The 12,290-nt window shown below is 48.2% G+C and carries 13 protein-coding genes, 1 tRNA gene and 3 pseudogenes; 7 read left to right on the top strand and 10 right to left on the bottom strand.

The genetic code is table 11. The features are described 5' to 3' along the window. Positions 1–9 precede the first annotated feature (9 nt). Both folK and folB read right to left on the bottom strand, forming a co-directional pair. The gene (folK, locus tag ATN88_RS21070) at positions 10–495 is read right to left on the bottom strand and encodes a 2-amino-4-hydroxy-6-hydroxymethyldihydropteridine diphosphokinase (RefSeq protein WP_067419564.1); all 486 of its coding nucleotides are present in this window, start codon (positions 493–495) and stop codon (positions 10–12) included. Next, positions 492–844 (bottom strand): annotated as a pseudogene (gene folB / locus ATN88_RS21065) (bifunctional dihydroneopterin aldolase/7,8-dihydroneopterin epimerase). Before folB ends, folK begins: the two are co-directional and overlap by 4 nt. A gap of 185 nt (positions 845–1,029) precedes the next feature. On the opposite strand from folB, the gene plsY reads away from it, so the two are divergent. Further along, positions 1,030–1,653: a glycerol-3-phosphate 1-O-acyltransferase PlsY gene (gene plsY, locus ATN88_RS21060; protein ID WP_067419563.1), complete on the top strand. Its 624-nt coding sequence runs from the start codon at positions 1,030–1,032 to the stop codon at positions 1,651–1,653. A 73-nt stretch (positions 1,654–1,726) separates the two neighbouring features. Here plsY and tsaD read toward each other — a convergent pair whose 3' ends face one another. After that, positions 1,727–2,746, bottom strand: a complete 1,020-nt coding sequence (gene tsaD / locus ATN88_RS21055) for a tRNA (adenosine(37)-N6)-threonylcarbamoyltransferase complex transferase subunit TsaD (protein WP_067419562.1) — start codon at positions 2,744–2,746, stop codon at positions 1,727–1,729. Positions 2,747–2,941: 195 nt separating this feature from the next. On the opposite strand from tsaD, the gene rpsU reads away from it, so the two are divergent. The 6 genes and pseudogenes from rpsU to ATN88_RS21025 all read left to right on the top strand — a co-directional run bounded on the left by rpsU (position 2,942) and on the right by ATN88_RS21025 (position 9,156). Further along, positions 2,942–3,157 (top strand): 30S ribosomal protein S21, encoded by a 216-nt coding sequence (gene rpsU / locus ATN88_RS21050; RefSeq protein ID WP_002537656.1) that lies wholly within the window; start codon positions 2,942–2,944, stop codon positions 3,155–3,157. A 24-nt stretch (positions 3,158–3,181) separates the two neighbouring features. Next, positions 3,182–3,625 carry a GatB/YqeY domain-containing protein gene (locus ATN88_RS21045; protein ID WP_067419561.1) on the top strand — a complete coding sequence of 148 codons (444 nt, stop codon included), beginning with the start codon at positions 3,182–3,184 and terminating at the stop codon, positions 3,623–3,625. Positions 3,626–3,747: 122 nt separating this feature from the next. Then, positions 3,748–5,499, top strand: a complete 1,752-nt coding sequence (gene dnaG / locus ATN88_RS21040) for a DNA primase (protein ID WP_067419560.1) — start codon at positions 3,748–3,750, stop codon at positions 5,497–5,499. A 93-nt stretch (positions 5,500–5,592) separates the two neighbouring features. Further along, positions 5,593–7,436: pseudogene (gene rpoD / locus ATN88_RS21035) on the top strand (RNA polymerase sigma factor RpoD). A gap of 143 nt (positions 7,437–7,579) precedes the next feature. Beyond that, positions 7,580–7,655: transfer RNA gene (locus tag ATN88_RS21030), tRNA-Ile, on the top strand. Between the two features lie 169 nt (positions 7,656–7,824). Next, entirely contained in the window at positions 7,825–9,156 is a 1,332-nt protein-coding gene (locus ATN88_RS21025) for a hypothetical protein (RefSeq protein WP_067419559.1), read from the top strand. 14 nt (positions 9,157–9,170) lie between these two features. Here ATN88_RS21025 and ATN88_RS27845 read toward each other — a convergent pair whose 3' ends face one another. From ATN88_RS27845 to ATN88_RS21000, 7 genes and pseudogenes are all read right to left on the bottom strand, one after another. Then, complete coding sequence (locus ATN88_RS27845) at positions 9,171–9,533, bottom strand: hypothetical protein (RefSeq protein WP_232313460.1); 363 nt, start codon at positions 9,531–9,533, stop codon at positions 9,171–9,173. A 99-nt stretch (positions 9,534–9,632) separates the two neighbouring features. Continuing rightward, the gene (locus tag ATN88_RS27840; RefSeq protein ID WP_232313459.1) at positions 9,633–10,244 is read right to left on the bottom strand and encodes a replication endonuclease; all 612 of its coding nucleotides are present in this window, start codon (positions 10,242–10,244) and stop codon (positions 9,633–9,635) included. An 8-nt stretch (positions 10,245–10,252) separates the two neighbouring features. Further along, on the bottom strand, positions 10,253–10,708 hold the full coding sequence (locus tag ATN88_RS27835) for a hypothetical protein (protein WP_232313458.1): 456 nt from the start codon (positions 10,706–10,708) through the stop codon (positions 10,253–10,255). Further along, positions 10,692–10,973 carry a hypothetical protein gene (locus ATN88_RS21015; protein WP_067419558.1) on the bottom strand — a complete coding sequence of 94 codons (282 nt, stop codon included), beginning with the start codon at positions 10,971–10,973 and terminating at the stop codon, positions 10,692–10,694. Before ATN88_RS21015 ends, ATN88_RS27835 begins: the two co-directional genes overlap by 17 nt. Further along, positions 10,966–11,207: pseudogene (locus ATN88_RS21010) on the bottom strand (helix-turn-helix transcriptional regulator). The gene ATN88_RS21015 and the pseudogene ATN88_RS21010 overlap by 8 nt, the downstream one beginning before the upstream one ends. Positions 11,208–11,273: 66 nt before the next feature. After that, entirely contained in the window at positions 11,274–11,669 is a 396-nt protein-coding gene (locus tag ATN88_RS21005; protein ID WP_067419557.1) for a hypothetical protein, read from the bottom strand. Next, positions 11,666–12,172, bottom strand: a complete 507-nt coding sequence (locus tag ATN88_RS21000) for a hypothetical protein (protein ID WP_067419556.1) — start codon at positions 12,170–12,172, stop codon at positions 11,666–11,668. The genes ATN88_RS21005 and ATN88_RS21000 overlap by 4 nt, the downstream gene beginning before the upstream one ends. Between the last annotated feature and the right edge of the window lie 118 nt (positions 12,173–12,290).

Genomic DNA, 12,290 nt, shown 5'->3' with positions numbered 1-12,290 from the left:
TTAGTTATATTAAAAAGAGAAGTCTGTTACTGGCCAAAGAGGCTGTTCCTCACTGAACGCATCCCACGCCTGTTGATAGGTTTGGTTATCACCCGGAATCACTTGTTCTGGGCAAAGCTCTGCCAACGGCCACAAAGTAAACGCAAACTTGTACACGTCTTTGCGTGGCAAGGTTGGCCCTGCTGGCTGGCTCAACTCGCCGTAGGTCAGCAAGTCAATGTCCAAGGTACGGTCACGGAACTTAATCGCATCACGCTCACGTCCCCAACGAGATTCAATCTCGCGCAGCGCATCCATAATGCCCTCAAGGCTCAGATCCGTGTGCAGCTCAACCACCAAGTTATAAAAATTAGGCCCTTCGAATCCGACAGGCACCGCTTCGAAAATGCGCGAGCAACGGCAATTCGGATCCAGCTCTTTCAGTGCCGCAATCCCTTCGCGGATGTGGTGCTCACGTTCGATGTTCGACCCTACACTCACCAGAACTTGTGTCACCGTGTACCTCGCTCAATCACAACACCTACAGTGCGTGCTTGTGGCACGGCGCCAGGCTTGCTGACTTTTACGCGTACCCAAGGCACACCAAACTGTACTTGGATCAGCGTCGCAATCTCTTCTGCAACACGCTCAACCAGCAAAAAGCGGCCATTTTCAACCAAATCAATGATCGCACCACTGACAGCGGCGTAATCCAATGCATAAGCCACATCATCGCTTGTCGCTGCAGCTTGTTGTCATGCGCCATTTCGATATCAAACACTAACTTTTGTTTGATCTGCTGCTCCCAGTCATACACACCGATTGTCGTGATCACTTCGAGCTGTTCAATAAATACTAAATCCATGTTCACTCAAAAAATTCAGAGGTCGGATACCCATTAAGCGCAAAAGCACGTAACATCGCTGAACTAACGCTTTAATTTAGCGTTAAAGAAACAAAGTATTCCTTATAAATTGGATACTTTGTGTCTGGTGCGCGAACTATAGCAAGTTCTCGCCGCCCTAGCGAATGTTCACGTTGGAAGACCAAATGACTGCACTTGGAATGCTGATGATTGTAATTGCCTACCTTCTGGGCTCGATCTCCAGTGCTGTCCTTATTTGTCGAATTTACGGTCTCCCCGACCCTCGCGAGCAAGGTTCTGGTAACCCAGGTGCCACCAATGTGTTCCGCCTTGGCGGACGTCTTGCGGCTGGGCTTGTCCTTCTTTGCGACATGCTAAAAGGCACCATTCCGGTCTGGGCAAGCTATTTAATGGGCATCAACCCATTCCTGCTAGGCCTGATTGGTATCGCGGCCTGTTTGGGCCACATCTACCCTATATTCTTCCACTTTCGCGGTGGTAAAGGCGTTGCTACCGCACTCGGTGCCATTGCACCTATCGGGCTCGATCTCACCGGTATGATGTTAGGTACTTGGTTAGCAGCCCTTCTTGTCACGGGCTACTCGTCTGTCGGTGCCATTTTGGCGTCGCTTTTCGCACCGCTTTTCACTTGGCTGGTTAAACCACAATTCACTATGCCTGTGGCCATGTTGTCGTGTCTTATCATTTTCCGACACCAGGAAAACATTAAAAGACTCATCAACGGTAGCGAGCAGAAGATTTGGAATAAAAAGAAGAAACAGGCAGAAAGCGAAGAAGCGGAAAGTTAATAAATCGTGTAATAAAAAGATAGGATCAAAAAAAGAGGCGATGTCGCCTCTTTTTTTATTGCTCGTGAAACGCTTACGCCTTGATAGGCTTAAGGGTATCAATCGGCCAGCGTGGGAACGCTTTTACGCCCAAGTCATTGTGCTCGCCATTTTTCAGCCGCTGCATGCCCGCGTACGCGATCATCGCGCCGTTGTCGGTACAAAACTCAGTACGTGGGTAATACACCTCACCACCGATAGACTTCGCCAGATCTTCCAGCTTAGCGCGAAGGTGACGGTTCGCACTCACGCCGCCCGCAATCACAATGCGCTTCATGTCGCACTGCTTCAGGGCGCGCTTACATTTGATGACTAGCGTATCAACCACAGCATCTTCAAACGCGCGAGCAATGTCTGCACGGGTTTGGTCATCATTGCCGTTTGCTGCGATGGTGTTTGCCGTGAAGGTTTTCAGGCCAGAGAAGCTCATGTCCAGACCCGGCACGTTTGTCATTGGACGCGGGAAAGTAAAGCGGCTGCTGTCACCTTTCTCTGCCAATTTCGACAGCAACGGACCGCCTGGGTAATCCAAGCCCATCAGTTTTGCTGTCTTATCAAACGCTTCACCCGCAGCATCATCAATGGACTCGCCAAGGATTTGGTATTCGCCAATGCCTTTTACTTCGACCAGCATGGTGTGACCGCCCGATACCAGCACCGCGATAAACGGGAACGGCGGCGGGTTATCTTCCAGCATTGGTGCCAGAAGGTGACCTTCCATATGATGAACCGCAACAGCAGGGACATTCCACGCATACGCAAGGCTGCGACCAATGGTTGCACCTACCAGCAAGGCACCCACCAGACCGGGACCTGCCGTGTAAGCCACGCCATCCAAATCCGCTGGTGTCAGATTCGCTTCTGCCATCGCCGCTTTGATCAGCGGAATGGTCTTTTTCACGTGATCGCGAGATGCCAGCTCTGGAACCACGCCACCGTAGTCAGCATGCAGCTTTACCTGGCTGTACAGCTGATGAGCCAGTAGCCCTTTTTCATCATCATAAATCGCAACGCCGGTCTCGTCGCACGATGTCTCGATGCCCAGAATTCGCATAACACCTCAGCTCATTTCGTTACTATTCGTTCTGTCTTTTCTAAAACAGGCGGCAATATTACATGGGCACGATCAAATTCACCAGTTATGCTTTACAAGCACCCATGTATCGGATTAGAATTCCGCACCATTTTTAATCAAAGCTGGTCATTTTGTCACCAGCGTTAACTAGATAACCCCTGAGGTGAAAGGCACATGCCAGTAGTTAAAGTACGTGAAAACGAACCATTCGACGTAGCACTGCGTCGCTTCAAGCGCTCTTGTGAAAAAGCAGGTATCCTTTCTGAAGTTCGCCGTCGTGAGCACTTCGAAAAGCCGACTACCGTTCGCAAACGCGCTAAAGCAGCTGCAGTTAAACGCCACCTGAAGAAGCTGGCTCGCGAAAACGCACGTCGCGTTCGCCTGTACTAATTACGATTAATACAGGATTGCGATATGGAAGTGATTGCGCGTCTTAAAGGCGAACAAATAGCGGCGATGAAGGCGAAGGACAAACCTCGTCTTGGCACTATCCGCCTGATCATGGCTGCGATTAAACAGCAAGAAGTTGACGGTCAGAAAACTCTGAACGAAGACGAAGTGCTGGCAGTGATGACAAAGATGGTGAAACAGCGTCGTGATTCCGTAGCGCAATATCAGTCAGCGGGCCGTGATGATCTGGCTGACGTGGAATTGGCTGAAATTTCCGTATTGGAAGAATTCATGCCACAGCCACTCAGCGATGAAGAAGTTGATGCTCTGGTTAAAGAAGCCATCGCAACTTCAGGCGCAAGCTCCATGCAAGACATGGGGAAAATCATGGCCATCCTGAAACCACAAGTTCAGGGCCGTGCTGACATGGGTAAAATCAGCCAACTCGTTAAAGCGAATCTGGCGTAAGTTTTATCCAACCTGCAAACAAGCCGTGCTATCCATTTTTGGAGTGCGCGGCTTGTTCGTATTCGCTCAGTAGCAAATACTGAGACTAATCTCTTCTCTAAATAGCTTACGTATATAGGTTTATGGCAGGAAAAATCCCACGCGCATTCATTGACGATCTTCTGGCCCGACTGGACATAGTCGAGTTGATCGACGCGAGGGTAAAACTCAAGAAGCAAGGCAAAAACTACGGTGCTTGCTGCCCCTTCCATAACGAAAAAACCCCGTCTTTCTCTGTCAGCCCAGACAAACAGTTCTACCACTGCTTCGGTTGTGGTGTGCACGGTAACGCCATCGACTTCGTCATGGAGTTTGACCGTTTAGAGTTTGTCGAAGCCATTGAAGAGCTGGCGTCCCAACTTGGCTTAGATGTTCCGCGTGAAAATGACGGCAATGGTCCGAAAGGCCCTTACGCTCGAAGTGATCAAAAGCGCGACCTCTACCAGATGATGGGACAAATCGCCAAGTTCTACCAAAGCAGCCTGCGTAACACCGCTGGCCAACATGCCATTGATTACCTCAAAGGTCGCGGACTGTCTGGCGAGATCGTACAAAAATTCGGGATTGGTTACGTCGCTGACGAATGGGATCAAGTGCGCTCGCGCTTCGGTCAAGACAATGCCAGCCAGCAAGCACTGGTGTCTGCCGGCATGCTGATCGAAAACGACAACGGACGCCGCTACGACCGCTTCCGTGGTCGCGTTATGTTCCCCATTCGTGATCGTCGTGGACGAGTCATAGGGTTTGGTGGCCGCGTAATTGGCGAAGGCACACCTAAGTACCTGAACTCCCCAGAGACGCCTATATTCCACAAAGGCCGTGAGCTTTACGGCCTTTATGAAGTGCTGCAAGCGCACCGTGAACCACAACAGCTTTTGGTTGTAGAAGGTTACATGGACGTGGTTGCCCTCGCGCAGTTTGACGTTGATTACGCCGTCGCCTCGCTGGGTACATCGACCACGGCTGAGCACATTCAAACCCTGTTCCGCCAAACATCTAACGTGGTGTGCTGTTACGACGGTGACCGCGCAGGTCGCGACGCAGCATGGCGCGCCATGGAACAAGCCCTGCCTCACCTCGTTGACGGCAGACAGCTTAAATTCATGTTCCTGCCAGACGGCGAAGACCCAGATTCCATCGTGCGTCAGGAAGGCAAAGAAGGCTTTGAGCAGCGCATGGGCAATGCCATGTCACTGTCAGAGTTTTTGTTCTCCAACCTGATGGAACAAGTCGACACCAGCAGCCGCGAAGGCAAAGCCAAGTTAACCACACTGGCCGTGCCTTTGATTGACAAAGTGCCGGGTGGCACCTTGCGCCAATACCTGCGCAACATGCTCGGACAAAAGCTCGGCCTGCCGGACGAAGCGCAGCTGTCCAAGCTCATCAGCGAGCACGGGCAGACGCAAACGCGCAAGCCGCTGCCGGAAATGAAACGCACCCCAATGCGTGAAGTCATCACCCTGCTTTTGCAGAATCCGGGTTACGTCGAATCCGTGCCACCGCTCGAAGGGCTGCAAGAAGTTGCTATGCCGGGTTTAAGTTTGTTCACTACCATGCTTGAACTTTGTCGACATCGTCCCAATATTACGACAGGACAGCTGCTCGAACATTGGCGAGGCACTGAACAAGAAGCATTGTTAGCTAAACTAGCTAGCTGGGAACTTCCCATCACGGACGACAATGCTTTAGATGTATTTTTAGACTCACTGGACAAGATTCTGGCTCAGTGTGTCCAACAACAAATAGCCAAGTTGCAAGCTAAATCAAATACCGTCGGCTTATCAGTCGAAGAGAAGCGGGAATTGCAGTTGTTAATCCTCAACCGGCCCGAATAGAAACTAGCCAGCACACTTGTGATTTGATAAAATTGGCAGTTTGCGTTTCCGCATACTAAATTCTTCACTCAGACCCGAAGTTGGATATCGTCTATGGATCAAAATCCGCAGTCACAGCTAAAGTTGCTTGTCGCAAAAGGTAAGGAACAAGGCTATCTAACCTATGCAGAAGTAAATGACCACCTACCAGAAGACATCGTCGATTCTGATCAGATAGAAGACATTATTCAGATGATCAACGACATGGGTATTCAGGTAGTGGAAACTGCTCCTGATGCCGATGAGCTGATGATGTCTGAAACTGTAGCCGACGAAGATGCCGTCGAAGCTGCAGCGGCAGCACTGTCCAGCGTAGAATCTGAAATAGGTCGCACCACTGACCCAGTCCGCATGTACATGCGTGAAATGGGTACTGTAGAACTGCTTACCCGTGAAGGCGAAATAGACATCGCCAAACGTATCGAAGATGGTATTAACCAAGTACAGATCTCTGTAGCCGAATACCCAGGCTCTATTTCTTACCTGCTTGACCAATTCGACAAAGTCGAAGCTGAAGAGCTTCGTCTGACTGACATCATTTCTGGCTTCGTAGACCCAAGCCAAGAAGACATCGCACCTACCGCGACGCACATCGGCTCAGAACTGACTGAAGAACAGTTGGATGATGAAGACGATGACGGCGACGATGACAGCGATGACGACGAAGATAGTTCAGAAGAAGATGCAGGCATCGACCCTGAGCTAGCGCGTGAAAAGTTCACTGAACTTCGTCAGTCTTACGAAGTGATGCAAGCTGCTATCAACAAGCACGGCCGCTTCCACGATGACACGCACACGGCGATCGCTGAGCTGTCAGAAGTGTTCAAGCAATTCCGTCTTGTACCAAAACAATTTGACCGCCTGGTTAACGAAATGCGCGAAACAATGGATCGCGTACGTACACAAGAGCGTATCGTTATGCGCCTGTGTGTTGACCAAGCGAAGATGCCGAAGAAAACCTTCGTTCAACTGTTTAGCGGCAACGAATCTTCTGACAACTGGCTGGACGCTGCACTGGCAACTGAAAAGCCATATGTAGACCGTCTGAAGCAGTATGAAGAAGATCTGCGTCGTTGTATTCAGAAGCTGAAAATCGTTGAAGACGAGACCGGCCTGAACGTAGAACGCATCAAAGACATCAGCCGTCGCATGTCTATCGGTGAAGCGAAAGCACGCCGTGCGAAGAAAGAGATGGTTGAAGCGAACTTGCGTCTGGTTATTTCTATCGCGAAGAAATACACCAACCGTGGCCTGCAATTCCTGGATCTGATCCAAGAAGGTAACATCGGCCTAATGAAAGCGGTAGACAAGTTCGAATACCGCCGCGGTTACAAGTTCTCGACTTACGCAACATGGTGGATCCGTCAGGCAATCACCCGTTCAATCGCAGACCAGGCGCGTACTATCCGTATCCCTGTTCACATGATTGAAACCATCAACAAACTGAACCGTATCTCTCGTCAGATGCTTCAGGAGATGGGTCGTGAGCCACTGCCAGAAGAACTGGCAGAGCGCATGCAAATGCCAGAAGACAAGATCCGCAAAGTGCTGAAGATCGCCAAAGAGCCAATCTCCATGGAAACCCCAATCGGTGACGATGAAGATTCACATCTGGCGACTTTATCGAGGATACCACCCTCGAACTGCCAATGGATTCAGCGACCATGAACAACCTGCGCATGGCAACCAGCGAAGTACTTGCTGGTCTGACACCGCGTGAGGCAAAAGTTCTGCGTATGCGTTTCGGTATCGACATGAACACCGACCACACGCTGGAAGAAGTCGGCAAGCAGTTTGACGTAACGCGTGAACGTATCCGTCAGATCGAAGCGAAAGCACTGCGTAAGCTGCGTCACCCAAGCCGCTCAGAAGTACTGCGCAGCTTCCTGGACGAGTAATCCAGACGCGATTTAAGCGAAAAATGAGAAGGCGAGCACATGCTCGCCTTTTTTCTTGTTTAAGTGCTTAAAAACCATACCGAACATAGGCCGCTTGTGGCTAGACACCCTAGCCCCCATCCCCTATAATCGTTCGCCTACACGGCCCCTTAGCTCAGTGGTTAGAGCAGTCGACTCATAATCGATTGGTCCCCAGTTCAAGTCTGGGAGGGGCCACCAAATTTAAAGGCCTGAGAGGTTAATAACCACTCAGGCCTTTTGCTTTTTTGCCCCGTTATAGCACTGTTATAGCAAATTCACCCTCCACTTTTCCTGCTCGCCTTGAACTAGACATTGCTGTATAAAAAACTATTCGTAGGTAACATATTGAATATCAAGGGAAGAAAAAGTGTTCGAACTACTAAAGCCATATATTGCATTCCTATATGGTGCAGCTTACAACGTTCTTCAAACCCTCGATGCACTTGGACTAGTGTCAACAAACTTTCTAGAGTACGCCGAAGACGGAAGTATAGTAGGCAGCTATTGGTCGCCTGCCCAAGCTAACTTCGCAGTCTTTATACTCTTATCAATCTATTTCCTATTCTTAGTGCTGATGACTCTCTTGGCTGGATATGCTTTGGGTCGAGTAAAAGGGGTATGGATAGCAGTAGGTGTTATCGTGCTGCCAGGTCTAATGAATGTGTGGGGACTGTGGCCCAACATTAACTACACACCTGAAAGCTATAATTTAATGGGTACAGGCTCATTGGGTGATATCAATGGATATCTGGCTCTCGCTATACTTGCTTGCTTAAGCGGATGGTCGATTTTTGTAGTTCTTAACGACACTTTTTGCTTAGGTGAAAAGTTTAAAGGCTTATTTGATCATGCTTGGTATGCTGCAGCACTAGTCGCAGGTGTCATTTTCATTTATGACACTGGAGTAAACACAGACTCAGCTAAACTCAATCAGGAGAGGCAAATATCCAAAGATTTAAGCAGCTTCTTTCTAATACAACTAAAAGCCTATGACCAATACTGCGAGTCAAATAACCTTGAACACATAGAGTCGTGTAAGTGGTCTGCCAGAGTTCAAAACACACTCTACAACTATATCGGGCTCGCTACACCGAGTTTGTTTGCTAGTTTCGGGCCAAAGAGTACAGAAGAATTGTACCGAGTAAAACACCTCCCAAATTCAGATGAGATCAAACAACAAATCAGAATAGAAGTGCAGCAATACAACGACCTATTATGTTCTCATACAGAAAATCAAAGCATAGCTACCTTGACCGCCCATTGCATTCTAACTCCAACAACCTACTGCAACGCGTACCCTGAAGCTAGCAAGACTCCAATAAAAGAGGTTTTGATAAGACCAGTAGCATTGGCATCTGAATGTCTAATACCGACTCTTGTCCAATCAAGATACAAACAGGAAAAACTCAGCGACAAACTAGCAGCAGTATCTATCTCAAAGCACTACAGATGGATGTACCTCTTAGCATTCGCCGTTTTCATTGGCGCAAAGATTGCCAATACGACAACAAAAGTAATCGAAATGGACAAAAGAGAAGGTAAAGAAAAGCGGAGAGTAATAAAGCTAATTCTGTCATGTTCGGTAAACACTCTAAAGTACATCATCTCAGTTGTTATGCTATTGCTTCGGTTTACCAAATACCTTTTGGGCTTTTTGATTAAACGCCTAAAATACAGTTATTCACAGAACTCCAAGTAAAAGCGCATCTGTCCCTAGGACAGATGCCACTCGTTGGTTCGGGTGATGATAGTTTTGCCACCCGTTGAGATGCCTTTCAGTACCTTCAAAAGCTCCTCTTCGCTATACATCGAAGTTTTCACAACGCCTGTTGCCGTATCAACGGCTAACTCATAATGCGGCGCGATAGCCTGTTCAGTGCGCTTACAGAACACACCCCCCATTAGGTCTGTGAAGGTCTTCCAACAACCTTTATCCGCTGCCTCATGGATTTCTGCTACCAACTTGCTTTCGCCCATGATGGCCTTTAAACGGCGTAATTCTCGCCAAACAGTCACCGAACAGCCGCCAAGTTGCTGGAACTGGCGAATGCTCCAACAGGCCGCCCACGCATCCACCCTTGCTGCTGCGCATTTTGGGTCTTCACCGTAAACACCCGCTTCAAGGTTCTCACCATCAATGTTTTTAGAGATGTATTTAGCGATATAACCCGTTGCTTAACATTTATTAGGGTCAATCCTCACTTCGGTGAAACGGTGTTGATCTGCGCTGTTCTCGTCGCCATCTTGACGCATTGCGTAATCACGCATGATGTTTATCAAGGTGTCATAGTGGCGAGGTTCAACAAACAGCAGTAAGTGCCAATGCGGTGTGCCGTCATGTTGTGGCTCTACGACGCGAAAACCATAGAAGCGTACATCTTCACGCTGCAACTTGGCGCGAACCAGTTTCCAATTCTCGTTCAGATAGGTTTGGGCTTCTGCTGGCGTGTAGCCTTGCCATTTAGGGTTATCGTCTCCCGTCTTCGCATAGCTGCGGTGATACTTTGATGGGCAAGTGATGGTGAGGAAGGTAGCAACATGGCCTAGCTCGTTGGCGAGGTCTTCGAAACCACGCGCACGAACCATCAACTCGGTTTTGCGGATTTTCGGGTCTGATACGCCCTTTTGTGAAAGCTCCAACAGGCTAAAGCTTTGGCCGTGTTGGTTGGTCATGACAGTCTTTGAAAGATATTCCGTTTGATGGAATTTCTGTGCAGCCCTGGCGGTAAGTGTCTCGTCCGAACAATAGATAGCTTTACAGCGATTCACTTCCCCAAAGTGGCGCATAGTGGTTTCTATGTTTGCTCACAATGCCTTGCGAAGTTTACGCAGCCACCAAGACTTATCCGACAGCGCCGTAAACGTCCTTCAAGCGTGTATTTCTTCTCTTCTGGTGGCGTGATTCCATAGCTGAGGCAAAGTGCGGTCAGTGATGAAAGCGTTTCTTCCTCGTTGCCCATCAAGGCTCGACGAATCGACAACGCAGCATCAACCAGATTTTCGGCTTCTTCACGAAGCTCATCTTCTGACATGCTGAGACTAAGCATTTCAGGGGAAACGGTAAGCTTTGCCTTTAGGCTATCAACTAATTCACGTAGGTCTGTGTTTTTAACCTGCTTGTTTGAGATTGCCTTGTAACGAGCGAATAGAATCTTCTGTGCTTTGGCGGGCAATAAGGAAAGGCGCTCTTTTACGAACGCCCTGTCATCCCAATCAATTTTCGCCAGTTCGCTTTCAGGAATGGCTAACATCTAACGCCCTCCCTGCTTCGGTGAGTTCATAGCGAAGCCATGAAATGCCGTAATAAAAAACCTTTCTGCTAGTCAAAATCCCTTCACGTTGCAGCTTGATAATTGTTCGGTGCATCACTCTAATACCAAATCCCTCAGAGCTGGCGTAACGACCATGAATTGACGGTTTTGGAGAGTTACATAGCTCGAACCAATGCCCTTCCTGAAGGGCTAGGATGATGTCCCGAAGGTGTTTATTTAGCTTTGGCTTAGTAGGGTTAGGCATGCTCACCTCCATCACAGACGAGGTGAGTTAGCTTTTGATGGCTATCAAGCCATTGGTCGAGGTCTTCTTTTAGATAACGAACAGCACGACCGATTTTGATAAATGGTGGTGCTTCAGTTCGGTTTAGGCGATGCCCTTCCATGCGTGATTGACGAAGAAAGGAACGGCTCATGCGATATAGGCGGAAGTTTCTTGCTCTGTGTATGCGCGTTTATTCGCGTTTTGAATATGCACTGTAGTGTTCCTCGTTGATTACTGAGGAACACGTTAAATCCGCAAAATGCCTCGCTACGGAACTCGCTACACTTTTTTGCCTTTTATTTTTCCCGAGCGGATTTTTGAGGTAGCCACTCGGAATGAATCAAATGTCATACTGTCTCTAACACCTGAACTAAGCCAATCCAAACTATCGCTATCCATACTTGAAACTAAACCTGCTGTATCTAAAACTCGGCCACCAGAGATAAAGTCCGTTTTAATGGCATTCCAAATTTGTCTCGGTTTGGAGTCTGGAGCAGTTAAAAGAACGAGACGAATCATTTCATATATTGGATGTTCAAAAGACTCATCTCCAATGGATACTAAGGCAGATATACTTTTTCTATCGACGAATTCCGCATCAAAAATTCGTTGTATTGCATCTAAATCGAAACGTAATTGATGCTGCTTCAGTTCAATAGTTCTTGCGGCTATCACTTGGCGTTTTTTATTAACATCGTCAAAAAATGCAGAAAAAACCTCGTGTCCCTTTCCTGAGTCAGCATTTTCCTTCGTAAAGTGTTTTTGAAATGCCCCCTCCAATCATCAATCTGTTGAATAGAGGCATAAGCCCGAATAGGAGTCTCCGGTGGAGTGAAAGCCAATACCTGCTCGAAACGCTCAGTGCTTACATCAGGATAAGCTACTTCAACCCGTCTCCAGTTCTCGATTTTTTCTGGTTCAAGAATGGATACAATATTGGTATCCGCCTTCCCCTCAGTCAGTAGTTTTTTAGTAACCTCAAGAGATAGCCTAACCACGCCTTTGTAATCAAAAACATTAGCAAGCACATTTGACATATGGAAATAACCAAGACTCTTTCCTTCAATCAATGCGCACAACGATAATTTGTCATTATCTATTGCTTCGAGCAAATCCCCTTTAGTAACAGTGCTTACATCGCTGATTTCATCTAATCGATAGAAACGTCTTTTTTGCATCCTTGCTCCATTTTGGCCTTTAGGCCTAGAGGCCGACAGTGTTAGACCTTTAGGCCTACCCGTTTCGGTTAGAGTCCTAGTGTTTATCCGGCCTCGTCGGTTAAGAAGCCGAACGATT

Origin of the sequence: Enterovibrio coralii, from assembly GCF_001559595.1 — a bacterium.
GTDB classification, from domain to species: Bacteria; Pseudomonadota; Gammaproteobacteria; order Enterobacterales; family Vibrionaceae; genus Enterovibrio; species Enterovibrio coralii.
The sequence above is the reverse complement of the archived record's forward strand: the minus strand, read 5'-3'. Positions and strand labels throughout refer to the sequence as shown.

Bases quoted from the DNA above. Each gene is read 5' to 3' on its own strand.
- plsY (WP_067419563.1), top strand. From the start codon at position 1,030: ATGACTGCACTTGGAATGCTGATGATTGTAATTGCCTACCTTCTGGGC.
- ATN88_RS21000 (WP_067419556.1), bottom strand. From the start codon at position 12,172: ATGCAAAAAAGACGTTTCTATCGATTAGATGAAATCAGCGATGTAAGC.
- ATN88_RS27835 (WP_232313458.1), bottom strand. From the start codon at position 10,708: ATGTTAGCCATTCCTGAAAGCGAACTGGCGAAAATTGATTGGGATGAC.
- rpsU (WP_002537656.1), top strand. From the start codon at position 2,942: ATGCCAGTAGTTAAAGTACGTGAAAACGAACCATTCGACGTAGCACTG.
- ATN88_RS21015 (WP_067419558.1), bottom strand. From the start codon at position 10,973: ATGCCTAACCCTACTAAGCCAAAGCTAAATAAACACCTTCGGGACATC.
- ATN88_RS27840 (WP_232313459.1), bottom strand. From the start codon at position 10,244: ATGCGCCACTTTGGGGAAGTGAATCGCTGTAAAGCTATCTATTGTTCG.
- ATN88_RS21045 (WP_067419561.1), top strand. From the start codon at position 3,182: ATGGAAGTGATTGCGCGTCTTAAAGGCGAACAAATAGCGGCGATGAAG.
- dnaG (WP_067419560.1), top strand. From the start codon at position 3,748: ATGGCAGGAAAAATCCCACGCGCATTCATTGACGATCTTCTGGCCCGA.
- tsaD (WP_067419562.1), bottom strand. From the start codon at position 2,746: ATGCGAATTCTGGGCATCGAGACATCGTGCGACGAGACCGGCGTTGCG.